At 59.8% G+C, this 16,212-nt stretch carries 11 protein-coding genes; 8 read left to right on the plus strand and 3 right to left on the minus strand.

What is annotated here, in order from left to right:
* Window position 1 precedes the first annotated feature (1 nt).
* The 8 genes from prmA (at window position 2) to J122_RS00895 (ending at window position 10,183) form a co-directional block, all read left to right on the plus strand.
* On the plus strand, window positions 2-898 hold the full coding sequence (prmA, locus tag J122_RS00860; RefSeq protein ID WP_061330723.1) for a 50S ribosomal protein L11 methyltransferase: 897 nt from the start codon (window positions 2-4) through the stop codon (window positions 896-898).
* Between the two features lie 107 nt (window positions 899-1,005).
* Window positions 1,006-2,271, plus strand: coding sequence for a DUF3426 domain-containing protein (locus J122_RS00865; protein ID WP_061330724.1), 1,266 nt, complete (start codon window positions 1,006-1,008; stop codon window positions 2,269-2,271).
* Window positions 2,272-2,471: 200 nt separating this feature from the next.
* The gene (gene dusB, locus J122_RS00870) at window positions 2,472-3,470 is read left to right on the plus strand and encodes a tRNA dihydrouridine synthase DusB (RefSeq protein WP_061330725.1); all 999 of its coding nucleotides are present in this window, start codon (window positions 2,472-2,474) and stop codon (window positions 3,468-3,470) included.
* The gene (gene fis, locus J122_RS00875) at window positions 3,467-3,784 is read left to right on the plus strand and encodes a DNA-binding transcriptional regulator Fis (RefSeq protein WP_058092452.1); all 318 of its coding nucleotides are present in this window, start codon (window positions 3,467-3,469) and stop codon (window positions 3,782-3,784) included. Before dusB ends, fis begins: the two co-directional genes overlap by 4 nt.
* Window positions 3,785-3,885: 101 nt before the next feature.
* Entirely contained in the window at window positions 3,886-5,466 is a 1,581-nt protein-coding gene (purH, locus tag J122_RS00880; protein ID WP_061330726.1) for a bifunctional phosphoribosylaminoimidazolecarboxamide formyltransferase/IMP cyclohydrolase, read from the plus strand.
* Window positions 5,467-5,488: 22 nt separating this feature from the next.
* A complete protein-coding gene (gene purD / locus J122_RS00885) occupies window positions 5,489-6,772 on the plus strand; it encodes a phosphoribosylamine--glycine ligase (RefSeq protein ID WP_061330727.1) in 1,284 nt (427 codons plus the stop codon).
* Between the two features lie 161 nt (window positions 6,773-6,933).
* Window positions 6,934-9,120, plus strand: coding sequence for a TonB-dependent receptor family protein (locus tag J122_RS00890; protein ID WP_061330728.1), 2,187 nt, complete (start codon window positions 6,934-6,936; stop codon window positions 9,118-9,120).
* Window positions 9,121-9,247: 127 nt separating this feature from the next.
* Window positions 9,248-10,183: an alpha/beta fold hydrolase gene (locus tag J122_RS00895; RefSeq protein WP_061330729.1), complete on the plus strand. Its 936-nt coding sequence runs from the start codon at window positions 9,248-9,250 to the stop codon at window positions 10,181-10,183.
* Here J122_RS00895 and senA read toward each other — a convergent pair.
* The 3 genes from senA to J122_RS00910 form a co-directional block, all read right to left on the minus strand.
* Window positions 10,176-11,522 (minus strand): selenoneine synthase SenA, encoded by a 1,347-nt coding sequence (senA, locus tag J122_RS00900; protein WP_061330730.1) that lies wholly within the window; start codon window positions 11,520-11,522, stop codon window positions 10,176-10,178. The genes J122_RS00895 and senA overlap by 8 nt on opposite strands.
* A 251-nt stretch (window positions 11,523-11,773) precedes the next feature.
* Window positions 11,774-14,887, minus strand: coding sequence for an efflux RND transporter permease subunit (locus tag J122_RS00905; RefSeq protein ID WP_061330731.1), 3,114 nt, complete (start codon window positions 14,885-14,887; stop codon window positions 11,774-11,776).
* Window positions 14,887-16,053 carry an efflux RND transporter periplasmic adaptor subunit gene (locus tag J122_RS00910; RefSeq protein WP_061330732.1) on the minus strand — a complete coding sequence of 389 codons (1,167 nt, stop codon included), beginning with the start codon at window positions 16,051-16,053 and terminating at the stop codon, window positions 14,887-14,889. Before J122_RS00910 ends, J122_RS00905 begins: the two co-directional genes overlap by 1 nt.
* Window positions 16,054-16,212 lie beyond the last annotated feature (159 nt).

The following is a 16,212-nucleotide window of genomic DNA, read 5'->3' on the forward strand; positions in this document are numbered from 1 at the left end:
CATGCCCTGGATACAACTCCAGATTCCAGCTGATCCGGACACCGCGGATCAGCTGGAAGACCTGTTAATGGAAATGGGCGCAGACGCCGTTTCCATGGAAGACGCAGCCGACCAGCCCCTGTACGAGCCCGACCCGGGCACCACACCCCTTTGGAGCCAGACCACGGTTACCGGCCTGTTCCAGTCTGACCGCAACACCGAGCAACTGTTGGCGGATATCCGCGACGCCTGGCATCAGCAAACCCAGCAGTCCCTGCCCGAAATCGACGTTACCCTGGTAGAAGACAAAGACTGGGAACGGGCCTGGATGGACGATTTCCATCCCCTGCAGTTTGGTAAGCGCCTGTGGATTGTCCCCAGCTGGCACGAGGCGCCAGACCCGGACGCGGCCAACCTGCTGCTGGACCCGGGCCTGGCCTTCGGCACCGGCACCCACCCGACCACCGCCCTGTGCCTGGAATGGCTCGACGGCCAGGATGTCGCGGGCAAGCAGGTGACGGACTACGGCTGTGGCTCCGGCATTCTGGGCCTGGCCGCCCTGCTGCTCGGCGCGGACCACGTGATTGGCGTGGATACCGATCCGCAAGCGCTGGAAGCCAGCCGGGACAATGCCCGTCGGAACGGCGTGGAAGACAACCGCCTGGATCTCTACCTGCCCGGCAAGGATCCGAACACCCGAGCCGACATTATGCTGGCCAATATCCTGGCCCAACCGCTCATCGGCCTGGCTCCGAGACTGGCGGAACTGACCAGGCCCGGCGGGGATCTGGTATTGTCCGGCATCCTGTTCAATCAGGCCCGGGAGGTGATGGACGCCTACGAGCCCTGGTTCACCATGGACGAGCCGGAACAGAAAGAAGACTGGATACGCCTCACAGGACGACGCAAGGACGGATGACGAGCCCGGGCTTTACGACTAAACTGCCTCCTTTGTAGTGACCGATGTAGTGATAGATCAATGATCGAGAATCGATCTATCCGCGATCAAGCTTTCAGGAACGAAGCATGACCCAAAGCAGCCTGCAGACTCAGTGCCCTAATTGCGAAACCCGTTTCCGGGTGACTGACGAACAACTCAGTATCGCCGGGGGAAAAGTCCGTTGTGGCAGCTGCCTGAAAGTTTTCAACGCCATTGAGCACCAGGTCGTCAAATCCACCGGCAGCGCTGCGCCAGCCGCCACAGGTGGCAAAGCAGCAGGGGAAACCCCTCCTCCGCCCGCAGACACCCACGCAGGGCACGATGAAGAAGACTTTATCTTTGCCGACAACCCGGAAGAAGATGCCACAGAAGGCCGTTATGCCGGCAGCAAGCTGACGTTTTCCGATGACGAACTGAGCGACAGTTTCCGCTCGTTTGATGAACCGGAAGAGTCCGGCTACCACGATGACGACCTGACCCCGGAAAAGCAGGACGTTGACGAAAGCTGGGCGGAAGCCATGCTGGCGGACGATCAACCGGCTCGGGCGCCGAAAGCACCGGCCGAACCTGAACCACAAGCGCCAGAACCGGAAAACAAACCTGAGCCGGATCTGCAGCTGACACCCCCGGATTCGCCAGCATCCGAGGCACCTGACGCCGCCGACAGCGAAGAAACACCCGAGCCGCCAGCGCCAGGCAAAAGCAAGTCAGCCAGCCCGGCAACCGCTCCCGAAGAGCTTACGCTTGCGGCAACCGATGACGACCGGCCTGCGGCCCCGAAAGAACCGGCACGCAGGGCTGATCAAACGCCCGACACCCTGTATCGGGACCTGCGCCGCGACCCGGTATCGGTTGGCCAGGGCCGCAGCCGCCTGAGAACCGCCCTGTGGACGCTCGTCGTTGTGGCCCTACTGGGCGCTCTGGTTGCCCAGGTAACCTGGTTCCAGTTTGATCGGCTGTCTGCCATTCCCCAGCTCCGACCATTCTACGAGAAAGGCTGTGAACTGGCGGGCTGCCAGCTGAAACCGCTGATCAACGTAGAAGCCATCCAAAGCAGGAAACTGGTCGTCCGGACCGACCCGGACAACCGCACCCAGCTGATCGTCGACGCTGTCATCATTAACCGGGCCACCTTCGAACAGCCGTTCCCGGCCATCGCCCTGACCTTTTCCAACCTCAACGGCGATGTGGTTGCGCAAAGCACCTTTACACCGGCGGAATATCTTGCCGGTGAAGCGGAATCTCTCAGCGCCATGCCCTCTGAGACCCCGGTACGGATTGCGATCAGCATCCGCGATCCGGGCCGCGACGCGGTCAATTACAACCTGAGCTTCCGGCCCAGGACACCCTGATGATGGGCCGGGGCGACAGTTGACAGCGCAAAAGTCAACCAAAAAGCACGAAAAATAATCAATTTTTTCAGCACTTTTCCCCTTCAATCAGACCCCCTCCGGCGGTATCATTACCGCCCTTCGGAGACTGAAGCGGTCATAATTTAACCAGCCGCTTCTGGCCGAATCTTGCTTAAATCGCTGTGACACGGACTCAGATCATGCTGCCGACGGCAAAAATCGGGCCGTATACCCTGCCCAACCCATTGATAGTTGCACCCATGGCCGGTGTAACCGATCGACCCTTCCGGCAGCTTTGCCGGCGGATGGGAGCGGGCCTGGCAGTATCAGAAATGGTCATAGCAGACAGCAAACTCTGGCATACGCGGAAATCCCAGACTCGCCTGAATCATCAGGGCGAACCGGAACCCCGGTCTGTTCAGATTGCCGGTGGCGATCCGGACATGCTGGCCGATGCGGCGCGGCAGAATGCCGCCTTCGGGGCCCAGATTATTGATATCAACATGGGCTGCCCTGCCAAGAAGGTCTGCAACAAGGCGGCAGGCTCCGCCCTGATGAAAGACGAAAAGCTGGTCAGGGCCATTCTGGAAGCGGTGGCCAGCGCCGTGGACATTCCGGTCACGCTGAAAATGCGCACCGGTTGGGATCAGGACAACCGGAACGCGCCGGTGATTGCAAGAATGGCCGAAGACGCAGGCATCCAGGCCATCGCGGTTCACGGTCGCACCCGTGCAGACAAATACAACGGCGACGCGGAATACGACACCATCGCAGAGGTGAAGGCCAGCGTCGGCATTCCAGTCTTTGCCAACGGCGACATCACCACGCCGGAGAAAGCCCGGCAAGTGCTGACGCACACCAGCGCAGATGGATTGCTGATCGGCCGTGGAGCACAGGGGCGGCCCTGGATCTTCCGGGAGATCCTGCACTACCTGGAAACCGGTGAACACCTGCCAGAACCACCCCTGAATGAGGTGGAGCAGATCCTGTCAGAGCACCTGGCAGAGCTGCACGGCTTTTATGGCGAGAAAATGGGCGTGCGAATCGCCAGAAAGCACGTGGGCTGGTACCTGCAGTCCCACGACCAGAGCAAACAGTTCCGCAAACGCTTCAACGCCATCGACGATGCGCTGGAGCAGAAAGACAGCATCGAACAGTATTTTTCAGGCTTACGAAATGGAGAGGTATTCGCAGCATGACCGCTGAGACTTTGGCAAACGACACCCTGAGCACACCGGCAAACGATGATCTGCATCAGTTGCACACGGTAAACAACAGCGGCAACACCGTCACCCTGCGTGACAGCGTGGAAGTGGCCCTGAAGAACTACTTCGCGCAGCTGGATGGCGCGCCGGTTTCCGACGTCTACCAGCTGGTGTTGTCGGAAGTGGAAGCCCCGCTGCTGGAGCAGGTGATGAAATACACCCGCAACAACCAGACCAAGGCTTCGACCATGCTCGGCCTGAATCGCGGCACCCTGCGCAAGAAACTCAAGCAGTACGGTCTGCTATAATCAGACTTGTCCCTGAAGGGCCTCCCGGATGCGTTCGCGAGGCCCTTGTTCTTTATATCCAGGCTATCCCCGGCTTATCTGAACAGCGAAGAAAGTGACCCATGGCAAACCAGGCTAACACCCCCGTCCGTCGCGCCCTGATCAGCGTGAGTGATAAAACCGGCATCGTCGACTTCGGCCGTGCCCTGACTGAACGCGGCGTTGAGCTGCTCTCCACTGGCGGCACCTTCCGCCTGCTCAAGGAAAACAACGTACCGGTCACTGAAGTGTCCGACTACACCGGTTTCCCGGAAATGATGGACGGCCGGGTAAAAACCCTGCACCCGAAGATCCACGGTGGCATTCTGGGCCGTCGCGGCACCGATGATGCCATCATGGGCGAGCACGGCATTAACCCCATCGACATGGTGGTGGTAAACCTGTATCCGTTTGAAGACACCGTAGCCAACCCCGACTGCGATCTGGCCACCGCCATTGAGAACATCGACATCGGCGGCCCCACCATGGTCCGTGCTGCGGCCAAGAACCACAACGATGTCGCCATCGTAGTCAACGCTTCCGACTACAGCCGGGTACTGAAAGAGCTCGACAACAACGATGGCCAGCTCAGTTACAACACACGCTTCGACCTGGCGGTAAAGGCCTTCGAACACACCGCCGGTTACGACGGTGCCATCGCCAACTACCTGGGTGGCCGCACCCCGGACAACGACAACGCCGATTTCCCCCGCACCTTCAACGCCCAGTTCGTGAAGGTCCAGGATATGCGCTACGGTGAAAACCCGCACCAGCGTGCTGCGTTCTATGCCGAACGCAACCCGAAGGAAGCCTGCATCGCCACCGCCAAACAGCTGCAGGGCAAGGAACTGAGCTACAACAACGTAGCCGACACCGACGCCGCCCTGGAGTGCGTCAAGCCCTTCGCCGACCCGGCCTGCGTCATCGTCAAGCACGCCAACCCCTGTGGCGTGGCCATCGGTACCGATATTCTTCAGGCCTATGACCTGGCTTTCGCCACCGACCCCACTTCGGCGTTCGGCGGCATCATCGCCTTTAACCGGGAACTGGACGCGGCCACTGCCAAGGCCATTGTGGACCGCCAATTCGTGGAAGTCATCATCGCCCCGAGCGTGGCGCCGGAAGCGGTTGAGATTGTCGCTGCCAAGAAGAACGTACGCCTGCTGGCCTGTGGTGAGTTCGACGGCGAGCGCGCCCAGACCATGGACTACAAGCGCGTGACCGGTGGCCTGCTGGTGCAGGACCGTGACCTGGGCATGGTCGCCATGGAAGACGTGAAAGTCGTCACCGAGCGCCAGCCCTCCGAGCAGGAACTGAACGACCTGCTGTTCGCCTGGGAAGTGGCCAAGTACGTGAAATCCAATGCCATCGTGTACGCCAAGGCCGGCCGCACCATCGGCGTGGGCGCAGGCCAGATGAGCCGCGTTTACAGCGCCAAGATTGCCGGCATCAAGGCCGCCGACGAAGGCCTGGAAGTGAAGGGGTCGGTCATGGCATCGGATGCTTTCTTCCCGTTCCGGGACGGCATCGACGCCGCTGCGGCGGCCGGCATTACCGCTGTCATCCAGCCGGGCGGCTCCATGCGCGACCAAGAAGTGATTGACGCTGCCAACGAACACGGCATCGCCATGGTCTTCACCGGCATGCGCCATTTCCGTCACTGATCAAAGAATTCAGGAGCAACACATGAACATTCTGGTTATTGGCAGTGGCGGGCGCGAACACGCCCTGGCCTGGAAAGCCGCGCAATCCCCCCTGGCAGACAAAGTCTTCGTAGCGCCCGGTAACGCCGGCACCGCCCGGGAGCCCAACCTGGACAACGTCGATCTGGACGTGATGGACCTGGACGGCCTGGCGGATTTTGCCGAGCAGAATAGCGTGGGCCTGACCATCGTCGGCCCGGAAGCCCCGCTGGTAGCCGGCGTGGTGGACAAGTTTGAAGCCCGCGGCCTGCGCATCTTCGGCCCCAGCGCCGGCGCAGCGCAGCTGGAAGGTTCCAAGGCCTTCACCAAGGACTTCCTGGCCCGCCAGAAGATCCCGACCGCCGACTACGCCAACTTCACTGACGTCGATGAGGCCCTCGCCTACGTGCGGGAAAAAGGCGCACCGATTGTGGTCAAAGCCGACGGCCTGGCCGCCGGTAAAGGCGTGATTGTCGCCATGACCCTGGCCGAAGCCGAAGATGCCATCCGCGACATGCTCGCAGGCAACGCCTTTGGCGATGCCGGCAGCCGCGTAGTGGTGGAAGAGTTTCTGGACGGCGAGGAAGCCTCGTTCATCGTGATGGTCGACGGCAAGAACGTGCTAGCCATGGCCACCTCTCAGGATCACAAGCGGGTGGGCGACGGCGACACCGGCCCCAACACCGGCGGCATGGGTGCCTACTCTCCGGCCCCGGTGGTTACAGCCGATGTGCACAAACGCATCATGGACGAGGTGATCTACCCCACCGTCAACGGCATGGCCGCGGAAGGTCACCCCTACAAGGGTTTCCTGTACGCCGGCCTGATGATCGACACCAACGGTGCACCAAAGGTGATCGAGTTTAACTGCCGCTTCGGTGACCCGGAAACCCAGCCGATCATGCTGCGCATGAAGTCGGACCTGGTGGAACTGTGCCAGGCCGCCGCAGATGGCAAGCTGGACCAGTGCGACTCCGAGTGGGACGACCGCGCCTCTGTAGGCATTGTGCTGGCGGCCGGTGGTTATCCTGCCGACTACAGCAAGGGTGATGTGATCTCCGGCCTGCCGGAAGGTGAAACAGAAGGTGAGAAAGTCTTCCACGCCGGTACCAAGCTGGATGGTGATAACGTGGTGACTGCCGGTGGCCGGGTTCTGTGCGCCACCGCTTTGGGCAACACCGTGACGGAGGCCCAGCAGCGGGCTTACCAGCTGGCGAAGAAAATTAGTTGGAACGGCATGTTCTATCGGAACGACATTGCCTACCGGGCCATTGCCCGGGAACGGTAGAGCTGCCTGCTAGCGAGTCACAACCCGGCCCCGCGCCGGGTTTTTTATGGCCGAAAGCCAATAGGAACCTCAAATCTACATCATAATAATTACTTGTTGTTAACGCTTATCATTTGTATAGTTGCAACCCTTACTCAATGACACCTCCACAGGATGCGATTATGCAACAACGATTTACCCGCCGTTTTATCGTAGCCGCCATCATGGCCGCCTCCCTTCCTGCCGCTGCCCAGGAGCACACACTGAAGGAGCTGGTCATCATCGGGGATGAGACCTCAGCCGCCAGCCTGCCGGGCTCAGCCCATGTGGTAACAAACGAAGACCTGGAAACCATGAAGTACACGGACGTGCACCGAGTGGTAAAGGAAGTGCCTGGTGTTTATCTGCTTGAAGAGGAAGGCTACGGCCTGCGTCCTAACATCGGTATTCGTGGCTCCGGTTCCGGCCGGTCCGGCAAGGTTACCCTGATGGAAGACGGCGTGCTGATGGCCCCTGCTCCCTACTCTGGTCCGGCCGCCTACTACTTCCCGTCCTTCGGCCGCATCAACGGCGTTGAAGTGCTGAAAGGACCAGACCTGCTCCGTTACGGCCCGGCCACCGTTGGCGGCGCCATTAACCTGCGCTCCACGCCGATTCCGACCACGACCGGCGGTCGGGTAACGGCGGAAATTGCCGAAGATAACGGCAAACGCATCCACGCCTGGTATGGCGCCAACAGCGAACAGGCCGGATGGCTGATCGAAACTCACCAGCATGAAAGTGACGGCTTCAAGGACATCCGCCAGTCAGACCGCGAAGCCGGCTTCGACAAGCAGGATTATGTCGCCAAGCTTCGCCTGAACACACGCCCGGACGCCGACATCTACCATCAGCTCGACCTGAAAGTGGATTACAGCGAAGAGCTGAGCCTGGAAACCTACCTCGGCCTGACCGACGCGGACTTCAATGCCAACCCGGACCAGCGCTACTTCGCGTCTGAGCGGGATAACATGGATACCCAGCGCACCGGTTTCATGGCCCGGCACCTGGTGGATTTCAACAACGATGTAACCCTGACCACCACCGCCTACCGCAACGAATTCAAACGCAACTGGTACAAAGCGGCAGGGCTGAACTCCCTGATCAATGCTGCCAATGGTGGTGACGCCCTGGCCCAGCAGCAGCTTCGCGGTGAGGCGGATCTCGCCGGTATCAAGATCAAGAACAACGCCCGGGAATATGAATCCCAGGGTATCGACTTTGTGGCGGACTGGGGCCTCAACCTGAGCGGAATGCGTCACGACCTGGCCTTTGGCCTGCGCTACCACGAAGACGAGGTGGATCGCCTGCAGCCGGAAGATACCTTCGACCAAGTTATCGTGAACGGCCGTCCGGTCCTGCAGTATGTTTCTACCACCTCGGGCACCGGCATCAATGGCGGCAACAACGCCATTGAAAAAGCAGAAGCCTGGAGCACTTATATCGCTGACCGGATTACGGTCAACGATCGCCTGACCGTCACAGCACTGCTGCGTTACGAAGATATCGAAACCAGTCGTGTACGCTATCAGCAAGAAGCCCGCACCGATGTGCAGGACCGTGCCTCAAACAGCACCGGTGAACTTCTGCCAGGCCTGGGCGCAACCTACAAACTGGATGGCGGCGTCACACTTCTGGCCGGTGTTCATCGGGGTATGGCTCCGGCTGGTGCAGGTAGCACCGACGTGGACCCTGAACTCAGCACCAACTATGAGCTTGGCGCCCGGATTCAGCGCGGCGCTGGTCGCTACGAGCTGATCGGCTTCTACAGTGACTATGAAAACACGGTCCAGAACTGCTCCGTGGCTACCCCTTGCGCTGGCGGCCAGGACTTCGGTTCGGTCAGTCAGGGTGAAGCCCGCATTCAGGGCATTGAAGCCCTGGCAGGCTACGAGTTCGCTCTGACCAACGGCCTGTCTGTTCCGGTTGAAGCCACCTGGACCTACACCGATGCCGAGGTCACCAAAGACAGCGATTCCGGTAACGTTCTGAAGGGCGACAACCTTGTCTACCTGCCAGAGAACGTCCTGAACCTGCGTACCGGACTGCGCGCCGGGAATCAGTGGGACGCCTACCTGAACGTGTCATACGTCGACGAGATGTGTATCGACAACACCTGCGATCGCAGCGGCACCGACAACACCTTCAGAAAGACCGAGTCTCTCACTGTAGTTGATCTTTCCGGCAGCTACCGCGTTGCCGAAGGCGCCCGCGTCTTTGCCAAGCTCGATAACGTGTTCGATACCCAGAAAATCATCGCTCGCTCACCCGATGGCGCCCGGCCGAACCTGCCGCGCACCGCATCCCTGGGCGTTACCGTCGATTTCTGATGGAAGTCTCCACACAAAAGGCTGACGGACCAGCCTGACTCAGGAAAACTTCAGCCCGGTCATTGACCGGGCTTTTTTCTGGGGTAGTGTTAGCGTTCACAACGACCACAATGAAAAGGAGTTCTCCGTGCCCCGAAACGCGCTCAATCTTGCCCTGCTGCTCATCGCCACCCTTCTTATCAGTGCCTGCTCCAAACAGAGCATCTACGACAGCGCCATTGGCTGGGAGCGTTCCAGCGCCGGCCTTGAGACAGCGGAAGTCACGGTTGGCGAGCTGGACATTACCTACCTGCGCAGTAAAGAAGCCGTTGAGGGTGACACGCTGGTTCTGATACACGGATTCGGCGCCAACAAAGATAACTGGACGCGGCTGGCCAAGGAGTTCAAAGGCGAGTTCAACGTCTACGCCATCGACCTGCCTGGCCATGGCGACAGCAGCAAGCCTCTGGACATCGGCTACCGGTTTGAAGACCAGGTGAGCTACCTGAATCAGGTCCTGGCCGAACTCGGCGTAAAGCAGTTTCATATGATGGGCAATTCCATGGGGGGCGCGATTACCGCGCTCTACGCCGCCACCCATCCGGAGCAGATCCAGACCGCAGTGCTGTTCGATCCCGCCGGTATCTTTGAGTATGAAAGCGAACTGGTAGATCGGGTGCTGGATGGTGACAACCCACTGATCCCGAAGAAGAAAGGTGATTTTGACAAGCTTCTGGACTTCGCTCTCGAAAAGCGCCCCTTCGTACCCTGGCCGATTTTTGATGTGATGGAAGAAAAAGCCATCGCCAACCGGGAAGTGAACGAGGTTATCTTTGCCGCCATTCGCGACACCGGATTTGAGCCAGACTTCCGCGACGCCATTACCCGGATCGAAGCTCCGGTACTGGTGGTCTGGGGTAAGCTGGACAGGGTAATCGACTACCGCAACGCCGATGTGTTCGTTGACGCCATCCCCAATGCACGCAAAGTGCTCCTGGACGATATTGGCCATGCGCCCATGGTTGAAACACCGGCAGAATCTGCCCGGCTATTCCGGGAATTCCTGGCCGACAAGGTCAAATAGCGCAGGTCCGGAACCCGGTAAACACATCGCTGCGAAACGGCAGGTAAGCCTGCCGGTAGGTGCCTCGAATCAGGTTGGATGACGTGGCACAGCTGCCACCCTTGGTGACCTTGTGGGTGGCAAACTGCAAGGTGGACATAAACGGGTACATGTCCACCTTGAAACCGTCATAGGGCAAGAAGTCGTTGGTGGTCCACTCCCACACCGCACCGATCATCTGCCGGCAACCCGACCGGCTGTCCCCGGCGGGATAGTCGAACACCGGATTCCGGGCCATGGTGCGGCCGTCCAAATCTGCCCTTGAACTGTCCGGGGCGTCATTGCCCCAGGGATAACGGCGGAACGGTTCCCCGGGCTTGTTGCCCAGCGCTGCCACTTCCCATTCATACTCCGTCGGCAACCGACGCCCCGCCCACTTGCAGTACGCCTCCGCTTCCCAATAGGTCACATGGGTAACCGGCGCATCCGGCTCCAGGGCCAGCCACTGGTCGAACACCCGCTCTTGCCACTGGCCGTCATGCCAGCGCCAGTACAACGGGTGCCGGGGTACATGCATCAGGGGTTCCGTAACACCGTACACCAGGCTGACATCCTGCTCAGACTCCAGCCATTTCCTGCCACCGAACGACCACAACTCCGGCCGCTGGTAACCGCAATCGTCCACAAACGCCTGAAACTCCCGATTGCTCACCAGCGTACGACTGATGGCGAACGCCGGTAGTTCAATCTCGAAGCGGGGTTTCTCGGCATCGAAAGCAAAGTCGTCTGTTGCGTAGTGTTGAGACTCGCCGGGCATACCAATCACCCAACGCCCGGCCGGAATCTCCGCATCCCCGGTTACTGCCTCACCCGGTGCCGGCCGGTCACCCTTGAAATCCAAAGGCGCCGGATACCCCACCGTCTGCCGGCACCAGATCAGCGATTCGATGTGCATGTTCTGGTGGTAAATCGCGTAGCGGTAGAGATACAGCTCCCGCTCGGTCAACTCACGGCTCTTGATGCGCTCTGCAACCCGATCGTAAATGGCATTGAAGTACGTGAGCGTTTCCTCACGGCCGGGAAACAAATCCCGGCGCCAACGATCTTTGTGGTCAACATGGAAGGAATCCCACAGGTCATCCATAGCTGGATCATAACTGGGCGAGCCATCCAGCAGGTTGAACACGAAGACCTCGTAGAAGAACGCAGAATGCCCCATTTCCCAGAGCGGAGGGTTCACACCAGGATGGTAGGGAACATCGAGCTGCTGCTCCGACAGCGTGCAGATCAGCTGTTTGGTGCGAGTCCGAGCCAGTTCCAGATCTTCCAGGACCTGTATTTTGTTGTCTTCAGCAACCATTTGTTCTAACTCCAGAGCGTTTCACTCCCACAGTCTGGGGATCAGTGGTGGGGAGGGGCTTTCTGAAACCTTGCGGAGCCATGGATGGCGGAGCAGAGCGTACACGGATGTATTCACAGCGTGTTTCAGAAAGCCCCTCCCCATCACTGATTCGTGCACCCAAACAGAATAACAAAGAAAAAACCGCCGAGGGCAAAACCCACGGCGGTTCAGTAGCTATCATTACGATAGGTGACAGAAATCAGGCCACCTCAGGCGGCCTTCTTGCGATTACGCCGCCAGTCGGCCAGATCTTCGATCAGCTTGTAGAACAACGGCACGAAGAACAGCGCCAGGGTGCTGGCCGCCAGCATACCGCCCACCACTACGGTACCGATTTCCTGACGGGAAACCGCACCCGCACCGGTACTGAAGGCCAGCGGCATGGAACCCACGATGAACGTCAGTGCTGTCATCATAATCGCCCGGAAACGCTGCCGTGCAGCCGTGCTGGCAGCATCAAAGGAACTCATGCCACTTTTCCGGTTCTGGGCGGCAAATTCCACAATCAGAATGGCGTTCTTCGCAGCCAGGCCAATCAGCACCAACAAACCCACCTGGAAGTAGATATCGTTGGGGAAGCCCCGTAACAAAGACGCCAGCGCAGCACCGAATACACCGAACGGCACAGCGGTCGCTACCGCCACCGGCAAGCCCCAGCGTTCGTACTGGGCGGCCAGGATCAGGAATACCAGCAACAGGCCCATGCCGAAGGCAAGAGTGCCGGAGTCCGCAGAATCCTGCAGCTGGTAGGCTTCACCGGTCCAGCCCAGCAGGGTGTTACGATCAAACTGTTCCGACGCCACCGCCTGCAGGGCCGCCAGGGCGTCACCGGTGGTGAAGCCCGGCGACGGGTCTGCCAGCAGTTTGGCGGCCGGATACACGTTGAACCTGTTCAGGATGTCTGGGCCGCTGACCCGCTCCAGTTCCACCAGGGAACTCAGCGGAATCATCTCGCCATAGTTGGAGCGCACAAACACCCGGCGCAGGTCGTCCGGATGGCTACGGAACTCACCTTCTGACTGAAGATTGACCTGCCAGTTACGGCCCTGCAAGGTAAAGTCGTTCACGTACAGGCCACCGAAGGTGCTCTGCATGGTGGTGAAGATCTGGTCAATCGGAACCCCGGCAGCCTGGGCTTTTTCCCGATCCACGTTGGCCTTGTAACGGGGAATGCCGGTATCCAGAGTCACCCGCACATTCTGCAATTCCGGCCGCGCGTTGGCGGCCTGGGTGAACTGGTCTGCCATGGCCTTGATCTCAGCCGGGGTGCGGCCACCACGGGCCTGAATATAGCCTTCCACACCACCGGTGGTGGACAAGCCCTGAATCGGAGGCGGGGTAAAGGCAATCACAAACGCTTCCGGCATCCCAAAGCCAATGCCCATGATCTTGTTGGCGATGTCGGCCGCCTTCTGGCCCTCGCCTTCCCGCTCTGCCCAGTCTTCCAGTGTCACGAAGGCCACACCACTGTTGGTCCGCAGAGCGCTGGAGATGATGTCGAAACCGGCAAAGGACACCACGTCTTTCACTTCCGGCAGTTGCATCATCTGCTCAACCAGCTGGTCGCGAGTGTCCGCCGTCCGGCTCAGGGCCGAGGTGGGGGGCAGCGAGTAGGCCGCTAGCACAAACCCCTGGTCTTCCTGGGGCACCAGGCCAGAGGGCATTTTGTTCAGCAGGAAGGCGGTGCCACCAAGCATCGCGGCAAACAGAAGCACGCCAATCACCGCATGGCGCAGTAACCAGTCCACCACGGCAGAGAAGCCGTTAGTGAGTTTGTCGAAGCCGGCGTCAAACCAGCGGAATACTGCCAACTGTTTGCCTTCGTGGCCAAGCAACAAAGCACACATCGCCGGTGTCAGGGTCAGCGCCACGATGCCGGATATCACCACCGACACCGCGATGGTTATCGCAAACTGTCGGTACAGCTCACCGCTGAGCCCGCCCAGGAAGGCCACCGGGGCAAACACCGCCACCAATACCAGAGTGGAAGACACCACCGCGCCGGACACCTGCTGAATGGTCAGAACCGCCGCATTGTAGGAAGACAAGCCCTGCTCTTTCATCAGGCGCTCGGCGTTTTCCATGATGATGATGGCGTTATCCACCACTACCCCGATCGCCAGTATCAAGCCGAACAGGGTCAGCAAGTTGACCGAGAACCCCAGTGCCTGCATGCCGGCAAAGGTGCCAATCAGAGACACCGGGATGGCAATCAGCGGTATCAGGGTAGCGTTGAAATGCTGCAGGAACAGGAAGGTCACCAGCACCACCAGCAACACCGCCACAATGAAAGTGGAGATCACCTCCTGGATCGAGATATCAATGAACCGGGTGGTGTCGTAGGGCACGTTGTATTCCAGGCCCTCCGGGAAGCGGTCTGCAATTTCTTCCATGGCCGCGTTCACGGCATCAGCAGCGTCCAGGGCATTGGCACCGGGCTGCAGGTACACCCCCATGGGCACGGTGGCACCACCATTGTAGACCGCTGCGAAGTCGTAGTTCTGGGCGCCCAGCTCGATTCTGGCCACGTCTTTCAGGCGCAGGGAGGCACCCTGATCATCACTGCGCAGGATCACCTCACCGAACTCTTCAGGGCTGGTCAGCCGGCCCGGGGCTGACACGCTGAAGGTGAACGCCTGCCCTTCGGGCGCTGGTTCCGCCCCGATCCGACCCGCCGCAAACTGGGCGTTCTGGGCGCGCAAGGCAATGGCTACATCGTTGGGAGTCAGCTCGTACTGGGCGAGTTTGTCCGGCCTCAGCCACACCCGCATGGAATAATCCTGGGCCCCGAACAGGGAGGCATCGCCAATACCGGGCAACCGCACTAACTCATCCAGCACGTTCAGCAAGGCATAGTTGGAGATCTCCACCACATCCATGGTGTTATCCGGAGAAGACAGGGTAATCACTTGCAGGATGGAGGTGGAACGGGCTTCCACTTTCAACCCCTGGTTACGGACGGACTGGGGCAGGCGAGCCAGCGCCTGCTGTACCCGGTTATTGACGTTGATGGTGGCCTGGTCAGGATCGGTGCCAATCTCAAACGAGACCGTCACCCGGAAGCTGCCGGAATCTGTGGCGCTGGATTCCAGGTAGATCATGTTGTCCACGCCGTTGATTTCCTGCTCCAGCGGCGCCACCACTGAATCCGAAATCACGTCCGCGCTGGCACCCGGGAACCGGCCGTCCACCACCACCTGGGGCGGAACTACGTTTGGATACTGTTCTACGGGCAGCCCGATTAGCGCCAGAAGACCACCAAGCGTGATGATGATGGAAACGACCGATGCGAAGATCGGCCGGTCGATGAAGGTCCGCAGCATCAGTCTGAGCCTCCCTCATCATCGGTATTGGTGACGTTTACCGTTGCGCCATCACGCAGGTTAACCAGGCCGCTGACGATGTAACGATCACCTTCTTCCAGGCCGCTGAGAATGATCTGGCGACCGCTACTCACCGGGCCAAGCTCTACCCGACGTGCCTTTGCGGTGCTCTCATCGTCAACCACATAGACCACCGGCCCGTTCGGCCCCTGAGTCACCGCTCTTTCCGGAATTGCGATGGCATCTTCGAAGCTCTGCAACTCAACCCGAACCCGTACAAACTGGCCGGGCACGATCACATTCTCCGGGTTACCAAAGACCGCGCGGGCCGATACTGTACCGGTACGCGGGTCCAGCGTGGAGGCGGTAAAGTCGATCTGCCCATCCAGCTCATATTCCTGGCCGTCGGCCAGTATCAGACGGGCGGCCACTTCCTGATCGCCGGCACCGCGCATCCCCTCGCGGGCAGCCCGGCGAATGTTGGCGTCGTTCTCAGGCAGGGCAAAGCGCACATGGATCGGGTCCAGCTGGACAATCGTGGTCAGCAGGGTACCGGAGCTGATCAGACTGCCTTCGGGAAAATCTTCCAGGCTGGTGACACCGCTGACCGGCGCGGTTACCGAGGTATAACCAAGGTCCAGCTCCGCCTGGGCGACGCCGGCATTGGCCACCGCCAGATTGGCCTGGGCCAGCTCCAGTGCGGACTGGGCAGCATCCCGGTCCCGTTCACTCACCGCGTTGCGCTGGAACAGTGATGAAATCCGGTTCCACTCCCGTTCAGCCTGGCGCCGGTCGGCCTCGGCCACCTGGCGCTGAGCCTGGGCCCGTTGCAAGGCCGCTTCCGCAGGCTTGCGATCGATCCGGAACAGCGGGTCGCCCTCCTGAACCATCTGGCCTTCTTCGTACAGACGCTCTTCCAGAATACCCTGAATCCGCGCCCGCACTTCTACCTCACGGGCACCCCGAGCGCGGCCGGCATAATCCTGGCGCACACTGATGTTTTCGGCCACGGCTCGCTCAACCACCACGGCTGCTGGCGGCATACCGCCGCCCTGCTGACTGCCTGCGTCGTCGTTACTGCAACCAGCCAGAATGAACAGGCATGACAAACCTGCAACCAAAAAGCCGTTGCGAGCCATCGGCCGGTGAACGTTATCAATGCGCATGGCGCGGTCTCCTGAAAACCGGTTTAAAGACATAAGGCGAGCCGGGATGGAATAGCGAGCCCGGGATAATACATAACGTTAATAGGGCGCTAAAATACATCCATCCATGTATGTATGTAAACTAATTTCCTTTATACTTCGGTTTTTCCCATCAGATGA

It is taken from the genome of Marinobacter excellens LAMA 842 (assembly GCF_001574445.1).
GTDB classification, from domain to species: domain Bacteria; phylum Pseudomonadota; class Gammaproteobacteria; order Pseudomonadales; family Oleiphilaceae; genus Marinobacter; species Marinobacter shengliensis.